This is a genomic window from Neobacillus sp. Soil_C_43 (genome assembly GCF_057656715.1).
Genome location: NZ_JBDGJV010000001.1, coordinates 1 through 19,553, shown reverse-complemented (window position 1 = coordinate 19,553; position 19,553 = coordinate 1). Strand labels below are relative to the sequence as shown.

Below are 19,553 nucleotides of genomic sequence, written 5' to 3'. Positions count from 1 at the left end.
CTCTAAACTTCAATTACCATAAATTCCTCTGCAAACAACTGAACATCATTTTTATTTATTTTATTTTTCTTCAGTAAAGATTCTGCTAAAACGATGTGCGCTTGAATAGAAATATTTCTTTTTAAATCACGAATAGATACCTCGCCATTCAATAATTGAATGGCTTTTTCTTTGATGTCTTGATTCTTAGATGATGTGTAAAGAAGATAAGCAATACAAGTGATCTTGTCCACAAAGTAACCTCCTATCAAGAATCGAGTATCTTTTGTTTAGTACATATTCGACGAGAAACCAACTTTTTCCTTCTACAAGTTATAATGATTATTGAAAATTCCGACAAAAAAATAAGAAGTTATCTCGGACCAAAGTTGTAGAAAGAATCAAGCTTCTTTACGAGGAGAAAAAAACAAATATTTCTTAAGATAGAAGCATAGAACATAAATTGATCTTAAGGAGTTTTGGAAATGGAAAACAAACCAGTTGTCATGATTACAGGAGCTTCAAAAGGGCTTGGCAGGGAATTGACGCTAGCCTTCGCACAAAAAGGAGCATATTTGGCTATTTGTGCAAGAGGTGAAAAGAACTTACAAGAAGTAAAAAAAGAAGCAGAAGGGAATGGGGCCTCATATGTGCTTGCAGTCACAGGGGATGTATCTAAATCAAGGGATGTAGAGAGATTTGTTGCTATGACAGAAGAATTATACGGGAAAGTTGATGTCTTAATAAACAATGCGTCAATTCTCGGTCCGAGCCCAATGCCACTGTTACTGGATTATCCTGAAGAAGATTTTGTAGAGGTATTAAAAGTAAATGCGGTGAGCCCGTTCTTAGTGACGAGAAGGATTCTTCCGGGAATGATTCTAAACAATAAAGGGTCAATCATTAATGTCACATCAGAGGCTGGGAACACAGGCTATGCTGGATGGGGGGCATACGGGATATCAAAATTTGCACTAGAAGGTTTAACAGAAACATGGGCAGATGAGCTCAAGGAAACAGGAGTTAGAGTAAATATGGTAGATCCAGGTGAAATGGAAACAGAGATGCATCAATTGGCAGTTCCAGACTGCGATTATGAACTGGCGAATCCAAAAGATGTAATTAATGTTTTTCTTTATCTAGCCTCCGATTCATCCAAGCATATCAATGGTCAGAGATTTCAGGCGCAGGAATTTACAGAAAGGGAGGAATAAGTATGCATGTAGAGACACTTAACTTTGAAATCCCGCCTTTCTTAAATGCCAAAATGCCACCTGAAAGAAGGGGGTTACGAAGAGATCATGTTAAGTTAATGATTCAGGATCGGCAAACAGGGCAAACAAATCATGATATATTTTTTAATCTTGATCTTTATTTATCAAAGGGAGATGTAGTTGTATTAAACAGTAGTAGAACTGTTCCTGCTATATTATTAGCAGACTTATATCGTAACAAAAATTGTATCCAAAAAGGGATAGAAGTTCGCTTAGCAAGACGGAAGAATGGTCATACTTGGGAAGCGTTAGCAGTTTCTGCTGGAATAAAGAATGGAGATTTTCTAGTCTTATCTTCAACTCTTCATGGGGTTGTGTCACGCGCTTCAACGAATACCCCTTTTATTACGATTCAATTCTCAAAGCAAGGAACAGCTTTGTATGATGAAATTTACGCACTTGGAGAACCTGTTCGATATGAATATATTAATAATCCTTGGGAGCTAAACTACTATCAGACTGTCTTTGCTACCCAGCCTGGTTCTGTAGAAATGCCATCCGCAGGTAGGGCATTCAGTTGGGAGCTATTATTTAAGCTCCAAAAAAAGGGGATTCATCTTGTATTTATTCAACTTCACACGGGGCTTAGCTATTTATTGGATGACAAGTGGGACCACTCCCCAACAGAAAACTACGAGGAATATAACATTCCAAAGGAAGCATGGGATACTATTTTAAGGGCAAAAGTGGAGAGGAGAAGAGTGATTGCAGTGGGAACGACAGTGGTACGTGCCATGGAAACAGCAGCTTTGGATGGCTGTCTACAGGGATGGACCAATCTTTATATAAAGCCAACATACAACCTAAAGATTGCAGATGGGATAATTACGGGATTGCATGAACCAGAAGCTAGCCATCTAGATTTGCTCTCAGCCTTTACTGAGGAAGATCTTTTATGCAACGCCTATCAAGAAGCACTAAAAGAAGGATATTTATGGCATGAGTTTGGTGATATGAATCTCATTTTATAACATACTAGAATTTCTTTAACCTTGACTCTACGGTCGAGGTTTTTAATTCTTCTATCACCATGGTAAAATAAGTGGGAAGCTGTTTTTAATAGGTTTTATTTTATATATAGTTTGTGCCGCTCACATGGAATGCAATCTAAAAAATTTAAAATTTCTACTATGGTAGTCTATTTTACAGAAAATTCAAATAAATTAATTTTAAAGATTCTTCTTGGAGGCGGTGTACAATGTTTCATTTCAGAGAAGATCATTTAACAGGTGTTGAAGTTAGGAAGTCGATTATAAAAGAAGGATATTCTATTAGAGAGGTTTATTTTGAAAGCCCTTACAAAAGGTGCGTGAAAGCCTTTCTTATTGTGCCTAAACAAACAAGTTCTCATCCTGCTGTGATTTTTATGCATCCTGGCCAAGAGAATAGAAAAAGTTTTTATAAGGAAGCTCAATTGCTTGCTGAAAAGGGGTTTGTTTCTCTTATTATTGAATCTCCGTTTTTGGTAGGCTGTCAACAAGAAGGGAAACAGTATAAAAAATTCATTCAAACAATAGAGCCGTTGGTGGATATTCAAAATTACACTCAAATGATAATGGATATAAGGCGGGGGATTACTCTTCTTAGTAAGCTAGAATTTGTAGACGCGAATCGAATGGCCTACGTCGGACACGGCTTCGGCGCTACATGGGGAGGAGTGCTTGCAGGCATTGAAAACCGAATTAAGGCTTTTGTTTTAATAGCTGGTGCCTCCCAAACCTCATCCTGGCATATGACGAGTGAACATCCAATGGCTGTTTTAATTCGGAGTTTTTTGCCACCAGAACGGTTTGATTTTTTTATTTCAAATTTACGTAAATTCGATGCCACCCATTATATAAAAAATGCAGCCCCTGCTTCAATTTATTTTCAATTTGCAAAAAATGATGAATATGGTGATTGTGACCAGGCAACCTCCTTTTATACTGCAGCAAGCTCACCGAAAAAAATAAGTTGGTATCAAACAGACCATGGATTTTCACAGTGTGAAGAAGCCTTTTTAGATCGCCATAATTGGCTTCTTGATAAGATTGGACTACCCAATGACATTTTGGTAACGGAATAAACAGTAAACAAAAATTAATTCGCTTACAAACGGGAATTTTGTTGAAAATTGCTTCATTGAATGGTATTTTATATAATATTGAAGGGATAAAAGAAAAACGAGGATAGTCAGTGAATTTTACCTTTCGTCCCAATGGGATGGGAGGTTTTTTATTTCGTCACCTAGTCCATTGGTGGAAAACAATGCCATTGGCCAATTGATGACCATATACATATGATTTAGGAGGAACTACTATGAAACAGGCCTTAATCAAGGATTTGTACAGAAACACAGAAAGTTATGTGGAACAAAAGGTGAAATTATCAGGATGGATTCGTACCATCCGCGATTCCAAAACATTTGGTTTCATTGAATTAAATGATGGTAGCTTCTTTAAAGGAGTTCAAATCGTTTTTGACGAGCGATTAAATAATTTTAAAGAAATAACAAAGCTTCCGATAAGTTCAACGATTAAAGTAGAAGGAGATTTTATTTATACTCCTCAAGCAAAGCAGCCATTTGAAATTAAAGCAACTGAAATCACTATTGAAGGTACCTCAAATGTAGATTATCCGTTACAAAAGAAAAGACATACATTTGAATACCTTAGAACGATTGCCCATTTACGACCAAGAACTAACACATTTGCGGCTGTCTTTCGGGTGAGATCATTAGCAGCATATGCCATCCATAAATTCTTCCAAGATAAAGGATTTGTAAACGTCCATTCGCCGATTATCACTGGGAGTGATACGGAGGGTGCGGGAGAAATGTTCCGTGTGACGACATTGGATTTGGAAAATCTTCCGAAAAATGAAGAAGGAAAAACGGATACATCAAAAGATTTCTTCGGTAAAGAGTCTAACTTAACTGTTAGTGGACAGCTTTCAGCAGAAGCATTTGCCTTAGCTTTCCGTAATGTTTATACCTTTGGACCGACCTTTAGAGCTGAAAATTCTAACACCGCTCGACACGCAGCGGAGTTTTGGATGATTGAACCAGAAATCGCTTTTGGGGAGCTTCCTGATATTATGGATCTTGCTGAAGAGATGGTTAAGTCTGTTATTGGTTATGTTATTGAACAAGCGCCAGAGGAAATGAACTTCTTCAATAGTTTCGTTGAAAAAGGCTTATTAGATCGCTTAAATAATGCCTTTACGGCGGATTTCGGCAGAGTGACGTATACAGAAGCAATTAACCTGTTAAAAGAATCCGGTGAAAATTTTGCTTATCCTGTTGAATGGGGAGCAGACCTACAAACAGAGCACGAGCGATATCTGTGCGAAAAAGTGTTCCAAAAGCCAGTATTTGTTACTGACTATCCAAAAGAAATTAAAGCCTTCTATATGAGATTGAACGAAGATAATAAAACAGTTGCTGCCACAGACTTACTAGTTCCAGGAATTGGAGAGTTAATTGGAGGTAGCCAGCGTGAAGAGCGTGAAGATATTTTAGCTGGAAAAATTAATGAACTTGGTATGAATGAGGAAGATTACTGGTGGTACTTAGAGCTAAGAAAATACGGCGGAACTAAACATTCTGGTTATGGCCTTGGATTTGAACGTTTAATTATGTACTTAACTGGTATGACAAACATCAGAGATGTCATTCCATTCCCAAGAACTCCAGGAAATGCAGAATTTTAAGTCAAAAAAGACCAATTCATTCAGTGAATTGGTCTTTTTGTGAATTTTTCACATTATAGACAAGCATAAAATTCGTCTTCGAGAATTGTCCAGCTCCAGCGGCTAGCCCCTCGGGTCAAATAACCTTCGGCAATAAAAGTCAAAAGGCGGACTTTTCTTGCCGAAGAACATTTGCCTGTCGGGGCTGACCAAGGCGCTTGCGCTTTTCTTACTGTAATTCTTCTTCAAAATAAAATGTACCTGGGTGCTCTTTAACGGTATAGGAATATCTCTTCATATTTTTTACATATTGCCATTTTAAGATCGTGACATTTTCACCAGTTTCTTTAATGTTTACAGTTTGGCCGCTACTATATCGGTTGTTTGAATTCTTCATTTAATTACACCCCTTCTATATTACAACTTAAGTATAACACAAATTAATTTATTCTATTTGTCCTTCATTTAGGTTATACTATAAAGTTAAAAATTGGAAACACTGCCTTTTCCTTTCATTTTTAATGCTACTATGATATGATGGTTAAAAGTGAGGTGTCATTTTGACAAATTATAAAGCAAAAAAGAGTAACCTCAAGGCCTTATTATCAAAAAACGGCATGGACTTGGTTGGTTTGGAAAAGAATACTAATATACCTAGAAGTCAACTCAATGACTATTTATCCAAGAAGGTAATGAGTTTAAATTCTGCAATGACCATTTCCAAAGAATTGAATTGCAAGATTGAAGATTTATATGTATGGACTGCTGAAGAAGCATAATCTTAAAGAAAAAAACAGACTCAAATGTGAGTCTGTTTTTTTAGTTTTTACACAATTACATATACAAAACACGCAAAATGCTTGTTCTTTCAAAAGATTTAATTGGATAAATCGCATTTATCTAAAGGAATTACTTTAGTTTTATTTTTAAATTTGTATCCCAACCATAAGATAAGGAAAAGCGGTAATCCAATATAGGAAACCAACACACCATTCCAATCGATAGTGCTTCCCATAAAGGCTGAATAGTTTTGTCCTAAAACAACGAATCCGCAGACAGCAAAAGCGAAAATAGGACCGAAAGGGAAGAATTTTGATTTATATGGTAATAAACTTAAATCCATTCCTTGAGCTATAAAGGCTTTTCTGAATCGATAGTGACAAATTGCAATTCCAAGCCAAGCGATAAAGCCGGACATGCCTGAAGCATTTAATAACCAGACATAAACCGTGCCATCTCCGAAGAAAGAGGCAAGAAAAGCCAAAGTACCGACTAAAGTTGTTGCAAATAGAGCATTGACAGGTACACCATTTTTATTTAGTTTCCCTAGAAACTTGGGAGCTTTTCCTTCACGTGCTAAGTCCCAGAGCATTCGGGTAGAAGCGTACATACCAGAATTACCGGCAGATAAAACTGCTGTTAAGATAACCGCGTTCATTACTGAAGCAGCAAAAGCAATTCCAGCCTTTTGAAAGACAAGAGTAAAGGGACTAACCGTAACATCACCATTCGCTAAATTTGCATTTGTAAAAGGAATTAGAAGTCCGATTACTAAAATAGCTAGTACATAAAATAAAAGAATTCGCCAAAATACTTGTTTCACTGCTCGTGGAATAGCTTTCCTTGGATCTTCCGTCTCACCAGCAGCAACACCTAAAAGCTCTGTTCCTTGGAAGGAGAATCCAGCTGCCATAAAAATTCCCAGCATTGCCATAAAACCGCCATGGAAAGGAGCATCACCAACTGTGAAATTTTTGAAGCCGATTGCCTCATCTCCCATGATACCGAAAATCATTAGTGTACCAATTATGATAAAGACAATAACCGTTACTACCTTTATTAAGGAAAACCAGTATTCTGCTTCACCAAATCCTTTAACAGAAAGATAATTTAATAGGAACATAATGACTAAAAAGATTCCACTCCAAATGAAGGATGGTGTTTGTGGGAACCAAAATTTCATGATCATCGTAACAGCTGCTAACTCGGCTGCAATGGTAATTGCCCAGTTATACCAGTAATTCCAACCTAGTGCAAAACCTAAGGAAGGATCGACGAATTTAGTTGCATACGTACTAAAGCTTCCAGCAACGGGCATATAGGCTCCCATCTCTGCTAACCCCTGCATCAAAAAGTAAACCATTAGACCAATAATAATATAGGAGAGAATAGCTCCGCCTGGTCCTGCAGAATGTATGGCCCCGCCACTGGCAAGGAATAAACCTGTACCAATTGTTCCTCCAAGAGAAATCATGGTAAGGTGACGAGATTTAAGGCTTCGTCTTAACTCTGAGGGTTCTTTTTTAGGTGATAAATCACCATTATATTCATTTTCTTTTAATACTTTTGCTGTTTGCATTATCTTTACTCCTTTTTTGTTTTCTTTCTTTTTTCGAGAAGGAGTTTGGAATAAAAAATGCCATCGAAGTAGAATCGATGGCATTATCAATACCCCGCATCATACCTTCCGAAAGATAGCTCAACACGAATGGCTGGTAGGTCCAATTCGTGACAGTTCTGTTCCTATTTGGAGACAGCCCCAGCATGCATTGTCAGAGAGTAAAGCACACTTCGGCAGTTTTTCCTTTCAAACGGGGTCAAAAATGTCTCTGCATCTCATCCGCTTTACTAATAAAAACCGCGACCTCTACCTCATCGGTTTGATGAGGATTTAGCTTATGAAATTAATATATTTCTAAAGTATAAATAATATTGTACATTTGTCAATATGTTTTTCTTGAATAACTTTTTTACTCATTCAACCTAACCGTAATTGACAGATAATTAAATCTTTTGGAAAAAAACTATTAAATTTACTTTAAAAATGATAATCGGTATTATTTTTAAGTATAATGATGGCAGGTATTCGGAGGTATTTTCCATGCGGATTTTTGGGATTATTACGGGATCACTAATTGTTGTACTAGCATTTAACCTTTTTTTAATACCTCACGAAGTGTTAAGCAGTGGACTGAGTGGTATTTCCATGATATTAGGTATGGTTACTCCACTAAATACTGGATTAGCAAATTTCCTTTTGAATTTTCCGTTACTGGTTATTGGGTACAAAATGTTAGGCAAAAAATTTATTATGAACTCGATCTTTTCAGTGCTTATTATATCAGTTGGGCTCTATGTAATACCTGTCTATGAAATTGCAAATGATAGGATATTGTCCTCCATTTTTGGCGGCGCTTTAACAGGTCTTGGGGTGGGTATTGTCTTCCGAAGTTCTGGTTCTACAGGTGGCTTTGATATTATTGGTATGATCGTTTCGAGAAAAAAGGACTTTCCAATAGGTACACTTTTATCAGGTATGAACGCAGTTGTTATTTTGATAAGTGGATTTATGTTTAACTGGGATGCTGCACTGAATACCTTAGTATCTATTTTTGTAACAGGTAAAGTAGTTGATGCCATCTATACAGACCATGCTAAGCTAACGATAATGATCATCACTGATAAAGGTGAAGAGATGAGATCACATCTATTAACTAATCTTTACCGAGGATTGACAATTATGGATGGAGTTGGCGGCTACTCCAATAATAAACGAAATGTATTAATAACAGTGATCTCACGATATGAATTAAATGAAATTAAAAATCTAATTGTTGAAGTAGATCCTACAGCATTCGTCAATATAACTGAAACGATAGAAGTTATGGGACTGTTTCATCGTCCCAGTCCCTCATAATAAAAAATGGGCCTGCACTATACTTATAGTGAGGCCCATTTTTTATCAATTATTAATGTATTTTTCAAATACAAAACCAAAATCTTTCACACAATACTGTTTTTTACTATCTTCTAACCATTGAAAAGCTGCTTGGTTCAGCATTTTAAATTGAACAACTAAATTGCTATCTGGACTTGTTATTCGACCTAGAGTGGTAGAGGCAACATCAAGGCTTTGTTTGGCAAATTGAAGACTAATTTCATTTTCATGAGATATTTCAGCAATTTTTATTAAAGCTTTATATAAATCTTTCACTTCCTCAATATGCTTCTTATGAACGTCAATCGAGAAAGGCTGTGAACCAATTTTAAACTTAATTTCAACATCAAGGTCTACGGTCCCAGCTGTTTCAAGTTTAACTTCAGAAATCCGATTGGTTGCATAGCTATATCGATGCAGCATGCGCTTCTTACTTGTAGCACTTGTACCATCAAGGTGAATTAGGGCATTGTTTGTAAAACAATATTCATCCGATTTTGATTTAATTAGAAAATAAATCTTCTCATTATCTTCGTGCATAACATAATCATCAGCATCAACCTTATCATAATTCTCTGGCTTGATAACAGAACCAACATCACTTAATCCTAAAATATCAGCAGCTACTTTTCCAAACATTCTCTCAACCTCACTTTTTAAGAATCTTGACATACATATGTACGAACGAAGATTCATAAAGTTTCAGATAATTATTTTTTTGATAGAAATCACTTGATGGTTTCCCGTTTTTATTGGAGAATACAAATATAATTTTATTTGAATTTTTAGTAAAAGGGGGTATAGGAGCATTGCGGCCTATCATTTTAGGTGTTTTTGCAGCTTTCTTTTTTGCATTTACATTTATATTAAACAGATCAATGGACTTGGCTGGTGGAAGCTGGATATGGAGTGCATCACTCAGGTATTTTTTTATGGTACCCTTTCTTTTATTGATTGTACTTAGTAGGAAGAACCTTAAACCATTGCTTGTAGAGATGAAAAGTCGTCCAACATCATGGATAATTTGGAGTACAGTGGGTTTTGGATTGTTCTATGGCCCCATTTGTTTTTCTGCTGCCTATGCACCAGGTTGGTTAATCGCAGCTACTTGGCAAGTAACCATCATATCTGGTTCCCTACTAGCCCCGCTTTTTTATGAAACAATCCTAACTAAAAATGGACCTTTAAAAATCAGGGGGAAAATTCCTTACAAAGGCTTACTTATGTCAATGATTATATTACTTGGAATCATTCTCATACAGCTTGAACAAGCTAATCATTTATCATTTCTTACAGTTAGCTTAGGTGTGGTTCCTGTTTTAATTGCTTCGTTTGCCTATCCATTGGGAAATAGGAAAATGATGGAGGTATGTGGTGGTCGTCTTGATGTTTTTCAACGCGTGTTAGGAATGACTATAGCCAGTCTGCCTTTATGGATTATCCTATCCATTTATGGAGTGATAGATGGTGGATTACCGAGCATGGGACAAACTATTCAGTCAGGGCTGGTTGCTATTACCTCTGGAGTCATTGCAACGATACTATTCTTTCGAGCAACAGACTTAGTGAGAGGGAATATGCAAAGGCTTGCCGCTGTAGAGGCTACTCAATCGATGGAGGTTTTATTTGCACTTATTGGAGAGGTGTACATACTAAATTCTGAACTTCCAACTTTGTTATCGTGGATTGGCATTTTGTTAGTCATGGGTGGAATGTTACTTCACAGCTATGTGTCACAAAGAAGAGAATTATCTAAAGACCAAACCGTTAGCGTATAAGTTAGTATAACCACAAAAATCCTTATCAATATGAATTGATAAGGATTTTTGTGGTTCCTGCTATTAACCGTTAAGATAGGGGGTGAGTTTATCAATTGTGGCTTGTAAGAGTGCTGCGTTTTTTTTGTACATCGCTTTTGATTTTGCACAATTAGTTTCAAGTGAAAAAATTTCTAAATCTGCCTGTGCTTTTTTTAAGGTTGCCAGTAATAAAGGACGCTGGGCGGGTTCTGGCACTTGTATCTTATCATCATATAGATCAACAGTCAGTTCACCATAGGAATCCACCTGACCTAGAAAAACATTATCAAGTGTCACACCTAGTTTTTCTAACTCGGTATATAACCAGCCTCTACCTTTCCCTGCACATCTTAAAGGTTCATCAACAATGTTCCCGTCCATAATGACTGTTTGTGGTTCTTTTTCATTCGGCATTTTCATTTGTAAATCTTTGGGTGTCAAAGGTCGGTTTTCTCGTTTTAATAAGGTGCTTAAATTTCCTCGAGGTTCTAGAACGGCAAATTCAACATCAGCAATTTTAAAGATATCTTTTTGTCGAAGTAGGGCAGATAATTCATCAATAGTGTATTTCTCTTTTTTTAGATTTTCCTCTAAGATCTTTCCGTCTTTAATTACGACAGTCCCTTTACCTTCTGCAAAGTCACTAAATTTTTTACTTTTTATTGCTAAATAATTCACTAAAAAGGTAACAAATCCAAAAACAATGAGTGCCAATACACCGTGAAACATGTTACTTTCAAGTCCAGTAACTACTTCACCCGCAATACTTCCTATTGTAATACCGGCAACATACTCAAAGAAAGAAAGCTCAGATATTTGCTTCTTTCCAAGTACTTTTGTAGTGATAAATAAAAGCAGCAAGAAGAATAATGAACGCCCTATAATAAAAAGCCCATCTGGCATAATTTATCACCTCATTTTAGGATCCGCTGTACTGAGGCTCATTTCGTTCAAGCTCCAAAACTCGATACTGAAGATCCTTCCTTATTTCTTCAATAGTTATCGTAGCTTCATGAAAAAAAACTTGTGCTTCTGTATCAAGTGAATTTAACGCCATGGAAGATAATTGTGCCTCAATTCCTTTCATGGTAGAAAGACATTGTTTAACGTTTGAAGCAATGGTCACATGAACAACTTCCTTTCAGAAATCAAAAAATGAAAAAGGGGTTGGCAGATATGCCAACCTATTCTATCTTATTGATTATATTGCGGCTCTTCACTAAGAATCTCTTGAAGACGTGGTTCAAGACTGTCAAGAACGGATTGTGTTTGTTGAGCGGCTTGTTGATATAGCTGTTTTGCATTTTGGTTATCTGTAGCTAAAGCAAAGGTTTCAAAGCTTGCCTGAGCACTTTTTAGCCCTGCCAATGCTTGTTTTACTTGTGTTCCAACTGTCATGTTTTATCCTTCTTTCGTGGTAGTAATTGAATTACAAAAATAGTATGTGAGTTTTTTACTTGCTTATGTATTTTAACTTATTAACTTGAGACTTAAAAATTTTCCAATTGATGAAAAGTACTTATAACTCCTGCATATAGTTTTATCATTAATAAATTTATTTGAGGGGTGAATTGTGTGAGGCAAAATAGCAAAGATGATTTTGTCCTAGGATTTGTGGCTAACCATAATCACGGATCTGTAGATTATACTGGAGTAAGCTCTGGTCATGTACATCAATGTTTAGATGTCACTTCACCACCTATTATGACCCAGGATGGGGGACATGTGCATTTTACTGAAGGGTATGTATTATTTGAAAATGGTCACACACATCACTATCGTGCGTACTCAGGTCCAGCCATTCCAGTAGGAAATGGGATGCATGTTCATTTCTATGATTTTTTTACTTCAGAAGATAATGGACATAGCCATCATGTAAAAGGAGTTGACCAGCCTGCTCCAGGATCAAATTAATTTTAAAAAAACCAATCTTACATAAGGTTGGTTTTTTGAGTTTTTTTCTAAAGGCTGTGTTAAAGAACATTGTTGATTTTTATACCCTGTTAATTGGACCGGAAATCAACAGGCAAGTTTAAAAAAGCCTTTCTAAAAAATGTAAGTAAAAGGTTACAAATAGTAAGAATTTTAAGGTAAAATTAGAGTAAATTTATTTTGGAGTGATTTGGTGATTTTATCTAGAAAGAAAATGGAAGATGAACAAAGTCAAGCTAAACTGGTTGCATACACAATTATATTATACATATGTAGTTTCATCGCACCATTTGTTTTAGTTTCTTCTTATCAAAGTATGGTGTATTTTTCACGGACGTACTGGTTTTTTTCAACACCTTTCTCAGCCTACATAACCTTTATGAGTGGAATGCTTTACATAGCAGTTATTATCACACTTTATCTCATTTTTAGGCAGAAGTGGGAGGGAGCTAAGTTAAAATGGATTACTGGTTTTTTACTTCTTTTCAGTATTCCTGCCTTTATTTGCAGTTTAACCAATTATTATTATTTGGATGATGTAGGTATTCATTACAATGCTTTGAATGGAATAGAGGAAAAGGAGTATAGTTGGGAAAAGATAGATAAGGTTCATATTGTATACAGGAACCATTCTGGAACAACAGGACTCTATCAATATAAATTTGAAATGTTAGACGGAACACTAGTCACGATTCCTTATAATGATAAACTTGCGGAACATAAATTTAAAATAGAGGAAATAATTAAAAATAATAAAATCACTGTTGTGGATAATTTTAAAAATCCAGTAGTAGATTAAAGGAAAGGTCATCCCACTTGGACAGTAGGATGACCTCTTTGGTTTTACATATTTGTTGGCTCTAGAACCAGTGGATGCAAGGCATTCGTTTGGTCAATAAAAATAAATGAATCGTATCTCTGTCCCATATTCGAGGGAACATAATTCCCGAAATGCTCATACTCGGGTCGGTAAACGACACCAATTGCTCTATGACCAATGGTCGTAGTAAACTCTTGGCGATTCTCGTCTGTAAATATCAAATATTTATTCACTGGATCACTTTTATGCATTAAGGATTCCCAGCTTCCATATTGGGCTGGGGGCACATTCATTATTTGAAAATCTTTTCCCCATTCTGTGGAGGCAATTACCGTTCCACTATAGGTCCCAAACCCAACAATATAAACAGAATCATGAGCGTTTGCCTCTCTAATTAATTGACCGACATTAACCATACCATCATCCTTCATGTCTGTTGCTCGTGCATCCCCAATATGAGTGTTATGCTCCCAAATAATTACCTTAGCATCATCACCATAAAAACTCATTATTGCATTAAGAGCTTCGACCATGTGTTTGTCGCGGATATTCCAAGATTCTGAGTCACTTGTCACCATTGTACGATAATAATCCTCAGCATTTGCTGTAACTAGAGCATTTACTTCCATATTCAAGCTGCTTTCAGGTTCGGTATCAAATTTCCATTTATTTTTTCTTATAGATGCAAGGAGGTCAAGTGCTTCTTTTATGCAGTTTTCAGATAAGTAGCCAGCAGAAACAGCATAGGATTCATGATTGCGGTTATATGGCTCAAAGCAGGAGAATGCTTTTTTTGCTACAGCTAGTTCAGTTGAATTTGTCTTTTCTAAATATTTAACTATTTCATCCATACTCTCAAAAAGGCTATATACATCTAATCCGTAAAAGCCCACTTTTTGCTTGCTGATATTTTGCTGGTTATAATCCTTTAACCATTCAATCAAACCAGTGATTTCCTGATTTGACCACATCCATGTTGGCCAACGATTAAAAGCCTCAAGTACTTCTTTAACATCTTTAACTTCATGATTAAATCCCTTTACATATTGGTTGATATTCTGACATGATGGCCAATCACCTTCAACTGCTATAAATGAAAATCCTTTTTCCATAATTAATCGTTTTGATATATCGGCACGTAGTGAGTAATATTCAGAAGTTCCATGTGAAGATTCACCAAGAAGAACATATTTTGCATCACCAATCTCATCTATTAATGGATTTAGATCATCAACCGATTCGAAAGGTTTAGCATATTTTTTTATTGATTTAAGCATTTATGTTATGGCACCCTTTTCTTTTATTTTTGATTTCAGATAATGTTCCCTTTTTAAACTGGTTATAGTCCATTGAAAAATTGAAAAAACCCCCTAACAGGGGGATTATTAAACTACCTATGCATTGTCCACATACCAATATCTTTAAAACCGAGTCTTTTATATATACGTCCAGCGTCTGGATTATCATAAAAAAGACAGAGGACCTTTCCCTCAGCTAATACATCTTTAAAAAGCTTTTTCATAATAGCTGTGGCAAGGCCTTTTCGTCGATAATCGTTTCGTGTGCATACCCCAACAATCATGGCAGAATGTGAATTTTCTGCAGTGGTTGATACACAAGAAGTAAAAACTCCATTTTCTTCTGTATAGTAGGTTCTAGCAGTATTAGTTTCCATTGATTTTACTAGCATATCTCGTGCGTCACTTCTAATATGAAACTCCTTAATTGTAGAGCGAAGATCAATTACTTGATTTACATCGTCTAAACCAGCTTTTTTTATCTCCAGCTCAACGTTGTTTATGTTTAGATGGATGTCTGTACGGCACTCAGCAAAATAGGTTATTTTTTTTTCTCCAAGGTTAAGGTCCTCAAATTGTTCGAATTTTTCTATGATATCCGATTTTCCAGAGAGATAAATAGGTTGTGAATAACTTTTTATGATAGAAACAAAGCCATGGACATCGAATTCTCCTTTTGCATAAGGTATAAAGGATTGATAAAAGCGAAGAAGGACGGCTTTAATTCTTCCATCATGATCAAATTCACCCCAAAGTTCTTGAAAATCGGTTCCGAAGCCAAATGCCTCTATATCACCTAGAATAAATAAATTTATTGAAGGTTCCACACTTAAAAAGGTGAGGACCAGTTCTTCATCATTTTTAGTAAGCTTTCTAATCATATGAATCCCCCTTGTTTTTACCTAGATTAATGAAATGATTGATGAATTTCAAGACTTTTTTAAATAATCGTAAATGTTTGCGCCATAAAGAGAAAAGTACCTTATTATAGAAACAATAACTCTTAAAGGTTCACTAGTTCGTCACAAAGTTTCCGTAAATTCTAAAAATTCAATGTTATAATCAAATTGTAAAGAAAATACAAAGATAACATCTTAGGAGACTCAACCATACGTGTTCGTTCCGTTCGCGAACGAGTAGTAAGGTTATTCCTATTCAATTAATTGGTAGGTGGAGCGAAGGGATCTTAAGAAGAAAAAGCTAAATCTTAACTACCTTAGTATTTAAGAGCAAGTGGTATTGGTTTCCTGGAAATGAGAAACATATTCTACTTATTCAAAAGGCTTGGTTAAAGAACAGTGTTGATTGGAGCGGAAGGCTCGAAAACTCCTGTGGGAGTAAGGTTCAGGGGAGACCCCGCAGGCGCAAGCGCCGAGTAGGTTCGCCGAAACGCCCACGGAAAGAGAAGAGCCTGGAGCTGAAATCAACAGACAATTTTAACAGAGCCATTCAAAAAATACGTAGAATACAGCTCACACCAAAATGTATTCTTTCGAAAAAAGAATCATGAAACCCAGTAACACTAAAACAGCCTTTACCTTTTAAAGAACTATTGCCATGAGGCCGTGATTTAATTGAGAGAATAATGAATAATGAGTCCCATCGGTATAAAACCGAGAATTTGTTTCTTTTTAGGAATTTGAATTCCATTACATTACATGTGAATTAATTCCTTCAACGGAACAAACACACATTTTGCTGACTCTTCAATATTCCTTTAGTTCAATAATATGAATGGAAGGAAATGAAAAGGTTGATGTAGTTTTGCTAATGTCATGGTTGGGTCCCCTAAGGTGTTATTCACATTAAGGAGTTGCTTCAAAAGGAGGCAGCTTCTTTTTATTTGATTTGTTTTTTAGAGATTGAGCAAAAACCAACGGCAAGAATAACAGGATTTAAATGAAAGAATATTATAGGAGATATTTGGGAAAATAGTTTCGAAAAGGAATTTAAACTGCCTAAACTCAGGAAGTTTTCCTGTTTTCGTAATGTAAAGTGCATGGAAACTAGAGGCAGTAAAATATAATTAGTGGAGAAAATTCGTTATAATGTAAATAGAAAATAAATCTGAAAGGGGAAAGATAATGTCAGGTATTCAAGAATTGAATATTATTGAACAACAGGAAGCGATAATGGCAAAAATTGAACACCGAAGATTAACTAAAAGAAAGATATTTCAACGAATACTATTAATCACACTTGGTGCTGCCTTAATGGCAGTAGGTCTAGAAATATTTCTGGTTCCCAATAATGTAATCGATGGTGGAATTACGGGTATTTCCATCATGCTGTCTTATATTACAGGATGGAAACTAGGGGTATTTATCTTTATTCTTAACATCCCTTTCTTCTTTATAGGCTATAAACAAATTGGAAAAACCTTCGCATTGTCCACTCTTTATGGGATTATAGTCCTTTCAATTGGAACAACCTTGCTTCATCCGGTTCCAGCCTTCACACAAGATATCCTCCTAGCTACAGTATTTGGTGGGATTGTACTTGGTATGGGAGTAGGAATGGTTATTCGATACGGTGGCTCGCTGGATGGCACAGAAATTCTTGCCATACTCTTTAATAATAAACTCCCATTTTCCGTTGGCGAAATTATTATGTTCTTTAATCTCTTTATCTTGGGGTGTGCCGGTTTTGTGTTTTCTTGGGATCGTGCAATGTACTCTCTCATTGCCTATTTTGTTGCTTACAAGACTATTGATATTACTATTACTGGACTCGATGAATCCAAATCGGTATGGATTATTAGTGACAACGCGAAGCAAATTGGCGATGCGATTTTGAATCGACTTGGTCGAGGTGTAACCTATATTAATGGTGAAGGCGCTTATTCGGGGGATGATAAAAAAGTTATCTTTTGTGTGATTAATCGGCTAGAAGAAGCAAAATTAAAAGAAATTGTCACAGAAAATGATGATAGTGCCTTTTTGGCAGTAGCTGATATTGCTGAGGTTCGGGGTGGACGATTTAAGAAAAGAGACATTCACTAATGAAATGAATTATGAACTAAAATTGAATTTTGTCGCATCAAGGTAGAGGAATAACGAATCATATACCAACTATTGTAGTTTTTATGTATTTCATGTCGGTTATTAGGGAAAAGATTCTTTTTTGAAGTTCATGTTTTGTCGTACTATGCGCTTACCTAGGAAATAGTTGCGCGAAAAATGAAATATTTCCTAAAAAGATGGCAGAGTTTTTCTGCCATCCTTTTTACATTAAAGGAAAGTATAAAATTCATCTTTGAGAACTGTCCAGCTCCAGCGCCTAGCCCCTTGGGTCAAATAACCTTCTGCAATAAAAGTCAAAGAGCGACTTTTCTTGCAGAAGAACATTTGCCTGTCGGGGCTGACCAAGGCACCTACGCTTTTCTTAATTAAAATAATAATTCAAAAACCTCGTTTAATTGGGATGCTCTTTTTTCATCCTGCTCCTCTTTGGCGTAGTTAATTTCTTTTGGCAGCATCTTATTTAAAAAAGCAATCTCCCTTTGACTTAAAGCTTGAACAAAAGAACCTTCAGAACGATAATTACCTTCCATGAGTTTACGGTAAATATGTCTTCCCTCTGAATGGTCGTCAGTATAATTCGATAATATTTCTCTTAGGTATCCTAAAGTTTGATCCATGCATTCATCCATCCCTTCACACCTTTATTTTTTGACGTAACGATAATAATATACGTTAGAAGAAGGAAGCAAAATAAAAAGGACCTCACACTTCAGTGAAATGAGGTCCTACAGTATATTTTATTTAGTACAACTAATAATCCGATAACTCAAAATATTTTGATATTTAACAACTATGCTTCCGTGTTCATTTAGAATGTGAAAAAGTTCAGGCTCGAAGTTTGCAGAGAAATTAAATTCTGGTGCCTGGTTTCCGTGACTAAGAGGCTGTTTTTGCGTTTTTAATAAGATATTTTTAAAATTTGCGGCGTCTAATAAATTTTTCCAGTCATCTTCTAATAATAATGAATCTATTGCGTAAAATTTTTTAATTTCGGATTCTTCCTGCTGACTTAATTTTGAGTTAATGGTCATTTCATTTGCAATTAGGCGACCACCTTTTTTTAATACTCTATAGAATTCCTTTAAGGCCTTCGGTTTATTGACAAAGGCTAAAACTGATTCAGATAATATAAAATCAAAGGAATCATCTTCAAAGGGGATCTCTTCAATGGACCCTTGAATTAACTGAATAGGAAGCTTTAAGGACTGAAAACGGCTTTTGGCTTTATCAACCATTATTGGATTGATCTCCAATCCAAACACCTTGGCTTTGTATTGCTGATATAAATAGGCAGCCGTTTGGCCAGTACCACATCCAGCATCTAATATAAATGAGTTAGTTGAAATATTTTCTCCAGAAAGTATATCTTTTGTTAAAAGGATTCCACCAGGATGGGCTCCTCCAACGCCAAATTTAGCTAAGAAATCAAAATAAGTTAAGCCTCCCATAGACACCACCCAATTTATCTTTTTTGCATTCTATGTAAAAATGGGGATAGAGGTTCTTTAGCTTTAACGTGCCAAGAAATGACAAAGAACGTATTGTTTCCTAGGCATATTCAAATTTATTAAGCACAAATTAAGTAAATGGAGGGGAGATATTTACTTTCCATACCATTCTTAAGGAGTGCTACTCATGCGAAAAATGAATAAAATGCCGTTTCTCAATTTGTTCATGCCTAAACGGAAGAGTAGAGGAACTATGTGGGCCTCACTTTTAGGATTAGGAATAAGTGCTGCTGTTTTTGGAATGAAAAGAGGAAAACATAGTGACAATACACGTCCGATTCAAAATGCTGTAAGAACTTTCACACCTAAGGCAAACATTAATTTAATGGACAATGCGGCACTAACCGAATTCTCTGAAGAATTACTAACAAGTGCCCTAAATAATACTAATAATAAGGAATAAGAAAAAGTCCGCTAACTATGATCTGCCCCGTAAATGTTAGACACCAAACTAACATTTACGGGGTGTTTTTATGACCAAATTTACATTCGAAAAGAAATTAGAAATTGTTCAAAGATATTTAAATAATGAG

The 19,553-nt window shown here is 35.9% G+C and carries 22 protein-coding genes and 1 riboswitch; of the genes, 11 read left to right on the top strand and 11 right to left on the bottom strand.

Annotated features, from left to right (window positions below):
- Nucleotides 1–2: 2 nt before the first annotated feature.
- Nucleotides 3–233, bottom strand: a complete 231-nt coding sequence (locus AC3A54_RS00110) for a hypothetical protein (RefSeq protein WP_308083659.1) — start codon at nt 231–233, stop codon at nt 3–5.
- Between the two features lie 231 nt (nt 234–464).
- On the opposite strand from AC3A54_RS00110, the gene AC3A54_RS00105 reads away from it, so the two are divergent.
- From AC3A54_RS00105 to asnS, 4 genes are all read left to right on the top strand, one after another.
- Nucleotides 465–1,193, top strand: coding sequence for an SDR family oxidoreductase (locus AC3A54_RS00105; protein ID WP_487652946.1), 729 nt, complete (start codon nt 465–467; stop codon nt 1,191–1,193).
- A 2-nt stretch (nt 1,194–1,195) separates the two neighbouring features.
- Nucleotides 1,196–2,224, top strand: coding sequence for an S-adenosylmethionine:tRNA ribosyltransferase-isomerase (locus AC3A54_RS00100; RefSeq protein ID WP_487652945.1), 1,029 nt, complete (start codon nt 1,196–1,198; stop codon nt 2,222–2,224).
- Between the two features lie 227 nt (nt 2,225–2,451).
- The gene (locus tag AC3A54_RS00095; protein ID WP_487652944.1) at nt 2,452–3,318 is read left to right on the top strand and encodes an alpha/beta hydrolase; all 867 of its coding nucleotides are present in this window, start codon (nt 2,452–2,454) and stop codon (nt 3,316–3,318) included.
- 233 nt (nt 3,319–3,551) lie between these two features.
- Nucleotides 3,552–4,943: an asparagine--tRNA ligase gene (asnS, locus tag AC3A54_RS00090; protein ID WP_487652943.1), complete on the top strand. Its 1,392-nt coding sequence runs from the start codon at nt 3,552–3,554 to the stop codon at nt 4,941–4,943.
- A gap of 208 nt (nt 4,944–5,151) precedes the next feature.
- On the opposite strand, the gene AC3A54_RS00085 is transcribed toward asnS, so the two are convergent.
- Nucleotides 5,152–5,319, bottom strand: coding sequence for a hypothetical protein (locus AC3A54_RS00085; RefSeq protein WP_308083664.1), 168 nt, complete (start codon nt 5,317–5,319; stop codon nt 5,152–5,154).
- Nucleotides 5,320–5,482: 163 nt separating this feature from the next.
- Here AC3A54_RS00085 and AC3A54_RS00080 point away from each other — a divergent pair, with 163 nt between their 5' ends.
- On the top strand, nt 5,483–5,701 hold the full coding sequence (locus tag AC3A54_RS00080) for a helix-turn-helix domain-containing protein (protein ID WP_308083665.1): 219 nt from the start codon (nt 5,483–5,485) through the stop codon (nt 5,699–5,701).
- 98 nt (nt 5,702–5,799) lie between these two features.
- Here the strand turns inward: AC3A54_RS00080 and AC3A54_RS00075 are convergent, their stop codons facing one another.
- The gene (locus tag AC3A54_RS00075) at nt 5,800–7,281 is read right to left on the bottom strand and encodes an amino acid permease (RefSeq protein ID WP_487652942.1); all 1,482 of its coding nucleotides are present in this window, start codon (nt 7,279–7,281) and stop codon (nt 5,800–5,802) included.
- A 108-nt stretch (nt 7,282–7,389) separates the two neighbouring features.
- A riboswitch (Lysine riboswitch) is annotated at nt 7,390–7,580 on the bottom strand.
- A 223-nt stretch (nt 7,581–7,803) separates the two neighbouring features.
- On the opposite strand from AC3A54_RS00075, the gene AC3A54_RS00070 reads away from it, so the two are divergent.
- Nucleotides 7,804–8,619: a YitT family protein gene (locus tag AC3A54_RS00070; RefSeq protein ID WP_487652941.1), complete on the top strand. Its 816-nt coding sequence runs from the start codon at nt 7,804–7,806 to the stop codon at nt 8,617–8,619.
- 45 nt (nt 8,620–8,664) lie between these two features.
- Here the strand turns inward: AC3A54_RS00070 and AC3A54_RS00065 are convergent, their stop codons facing one another.
- On the bottom strand, nt 8,665–9,279 hold the full coding sequence (locus AC3A54_RS00065) for a PH domain-containing protein (protein WP_487652940.1): 615 nt from the start codon (nt 9,277–9,279) through the stop codon (nt 8,665–8,667).
- 170 nt (nt 9,280–9,449) lie between these two features.
- On the opposite strand from AC3A54_RS00065, the gene AC3A54_RS00060 reads away from it, so the two are divergent.
- The gene (locus AC3A54_RS00060) at nt 9,450–10,418 is read left to right on the top strand and encodes a DMT family transporter (protein WP_487652939.1); all 969 of its coding nucleotides are present in this window, start codon (nt 9,450–9,452) and stop codon (nt 10,416–10,418) included.
- A 63-nt stretch (nt 10,419–10,481) separates the two neighbouring features.
- Here AC3A54_RS00060 and AC3A54_RS00055 read toward each other — a convergent pair whose 3' ends face one another.
- From AC3A54_RS00055 to AC3A54_RS00045, 3 genes are all read right to left on the bottom strand, one after another.
- Nucleotides 10,482–11,342: a DUF421 domain-containing protein gene (locus AC3A54_RS00055; RefSeq protein ID WP_335548814.1), complete on the bottom strand. Its 861-nt coding sequence runs from the start codon at nt 11,340–11,342 to the stop codon at nt 10,482–10,484.
- Between the two features lie 16 nt (nt 11,343–11,358).
- Nucleotides 11,359–11,565 carry a DUF1657 domain-containing protein gene (locus AC3A54_RS00050; protein ID WP_487652938.1) on the bottom strand — a complete coding sequence of 69 codons (207 nt, stop codon included), beginning with the start codon at nt 11,563–11,565 and terminating at the stop codon, nt 11,359–11,361.
- A 68-nt stretch (nt 11,566–11,633) separates the two neighbouring features.
- On the bottom strand, nt 11,634–11,837 hold the full coding sequence (locus AC3A54_RS00045; RefSeq protein ID WP_335531612.1) for a DUF1657 domain-containing protein: 204 nt from the start codon (nt 11,835–11,837) through the stop codon (nt 11,634–11,636).
- A 177-nt stretch (nt 11,838–12,014) separates the two neighbouring features.
- Between AC3A54_RS00045 and AC3A54_RS00040 the strand changes: the two genes are divergently transcribed.
- The gene (locus AC3A54_RS00040; protein ID WP_487652937.1) at nt 12,015–12,353 is read left to right on the top strand and encodes a YmaF family protein; all 339 of its coding nucleotides are present in this window, start codon (nt 12,015–12,017) and stop codon (nt 12,351–12,353) included.
- 211 nt (nt 12,354–12,564) lie between these two features.
- Nucleotides 12,565–13,170 (top strand): hypothetical protein, encoded by a 606-nt coding sequence (locus tag AC3A54_RS00035; protein ID WP_487652936.1) that lies wholly within the window; start codon nt 12,565–12,567, stop codon nt 13,168–13,170.
- Nucleotides 13,171–13,214: 44 nt separating this feature from the next.
- Here the strand turns inward: AC3A54_RS00035 and AC3A54_RS00030 are convergent, their stop codons facing one another.
- Complete coding sequence (locus AC3A54_RS00030) at nt 13,215–14,468, bottom strand: erythromycin esterase family protein (protein ID WP_487652935.1); 1,254 nt, start codon at nt 14,466–14,468, stop codon at nt 13,215–13,217.
- A gap of 113 nt (nt 14,469–14,581) precedes the next feature.
- The gene (locus AC3A54_RS00025; protein WP_487652934.1) at nt 14,582–15,370 is read right to left on the bottom strand and encodes a GNAT family N-acetyltransferase; all 789 of its coding nucleotides are present in this window, start codon (nt 15,368–15,370) and stop codon (nt 14,582–14,584) included.
- Nucleotides 15,371–16,621: 1,251 nt separating this feature from the next.
- Here AC3A54_RS00025 and AC3A54_RS00020 point away from each other — a divergent pair.
- Nucleotides 16,622–17,491, top strand: coding sequence for a YitT family protein (locus AC3A54_RS00020; RefSeq protein ID WP_374121073.1), 870 nt, complete (start codon nt 16,622–16,624; stop codon nt 17,489–17,491).
- A gap of 386 nt (nt 17,492–17,877) precedes the next feature.
- Here the strand turns inward: AC3A54_RS00020 and AC3A54_RS00015 are convergent, their stop codons facing one another.
- Both AC3A54_RS00015 and AC3A54_RS00010 read right to left on the bottom strand, forming a co-directional pair.
- Nucleotides 17,878–18,129, bottom strand: a complete 252-nt coding sequence (locus AC3A54_RS00015) for a sigma-G-dependent sporulation-specific acid-soluble spore protein CsgA (protein ID WP_308083679.1) — start codon at nt 18,127–18,129, stop codon at nt 17,878–17,880.
- A 120-nt stretch (nt 18,130–18,249) separates the two neighbouring features.
- A complete protein-coding gene (locus AC3A54_RS00010; protein WP_487652933.1) occupies nt 18,250–18,960 on the bottom strand; it encodes a class I SAM-dependent methyltransferase in 711 nt (236 codons plus the stop codon).
- Nucleotides 18,961–19,147: 187 nt separating this feature from the next.
- Between AC3A54_RS00010 and AC3A54_RS00005 the strand changes: the two genes are divergently transcribed.
- Nucleotides 19,148–19,423 carry a hypothetical protein gene (locus tag AC3A54_RS00005; RefSeq protein WP_487652932.1) on the top strand — a complete coding sequence of 92 codons (276 nt, stop codon included), beginning with the start codon at nt 19,148–19,150 and terminating at the stop codon, nt 19,421–19,423.
- Nucleotides 19,424–19,553: the final 130 nt, after the last annotated feature.

Bases quoted from the DNA above. Each gene is read 5' to 3' on its own strand.
- AC3A54_RS00005 (WP_487652932.1), top strand. From the start codon at position 19,148: ATGCGAAAAATGAATAAAATGCCGTTTCTCAATTTGTTCATGCCTAAA.
- AC3A54_RS00025 (WP_487652934.1), bottom strand. From the start codon at position 15,370: ATGATTAGAAAGCTTACTAAAAATGATGAAGAACTGGTCCTCACCTTT.
- AC3A54_RS00045 (WP_335531612.1), bottom strand. From the start codon at position 11,837: ATGACAGTTGGAACACAAGTAAAACAAGCATTGGCAGGGCTAAAAAGT.
- AC3A54_RS00095 (WP_487652944.1), top strand. From the start codon at position 2,452: ATGTTTCATTTCAGAGAAGATCATTTAACAGGTGTTGAAGTTAGGAAG.
- AC3A54_RS00055 (WP_335548814.1), bottom strand. From the start codon at position 11,342: ATGCCAGATGGGCTTTTTATTATAGGGCGTTCATTATTCTTCTTGCTG.
- AC3A54_RS00100 (WP_487652945.1), top strand. From the start codon at position 1,196: ATGCATGTAGAGACACTTAACTTTGAAATCCCGCCTTTCTTAAATGCC.
- AC3A54_RS00015 (WP_308083679.1), bottom strand. From the start codon at position 18,129: ATGGATCAAACTTTAGGATACCTAAGAGAAATATTATCGAATTATACT.
- AC3A54_RS00065 (WP_487652940.1), bottom strand. From the start codon at position 9,279: ATGTTTGGAAAAGTAGCTGCTGATATTTTAGGATTAAGTGATGTTGGT.
- AC3A54_RS00105 (WP_487652946.1), top strand. From the start codon at position 465: ATGGAAAACAAACCAGTTGTCATGATTACAGGAGCTTCAAAAGGGCTT.
- AC3A54_RS00010 (WP_487652933.1), bottom strand. From the start codon at position 18,960: ATGGGAGGCTTAACTTATTTTGATTTCTTAGCTAAATTTGGCGTTGGA.
- AC3A54_RS00075 (WP_487652942.1), bottom strand. From the start codon at position 7,281: ATGCAAACAGCAAAAGTATTAAAAGAAAATGAATATAATGGTGATTTA.
- AC3A54_RS00020 (WP_374121073.1), top strand. From the start codon at position 16,622: ATGGCAAAAATTGAACACCGAAGATTAACTAAAAGAAAGATATTTCAA.
- asnS (WP_487652943.1), top strand. From the start codon at position 3,552: ATGAAACAGGCCTTAATCAAGGATTTGTACAGAAACACAGAAAGTTAT.
- AC3A54_RS00085 (WP_308083664.1), bottom strand. From the start codon at position 5,319: ATGAAGAATTCAAACAACCGATATAGTAGCGGCCAAACTGTAAACATT.
- AC3A54_RS00030 (WP_487652935.1), bottom strand. From the start codon at position 14,468: ATGCTTAAATCAATAAAAAAATATGCTAAACCTTTCGAATCGGTTGAT.
- AC3A54_RS00070 (WP_487652941.1), top strand. From the start codon at position 7,804: ATGCGGATTTTTGGGATTATTACGGGATCACTAATTGTTGTACTAGCA.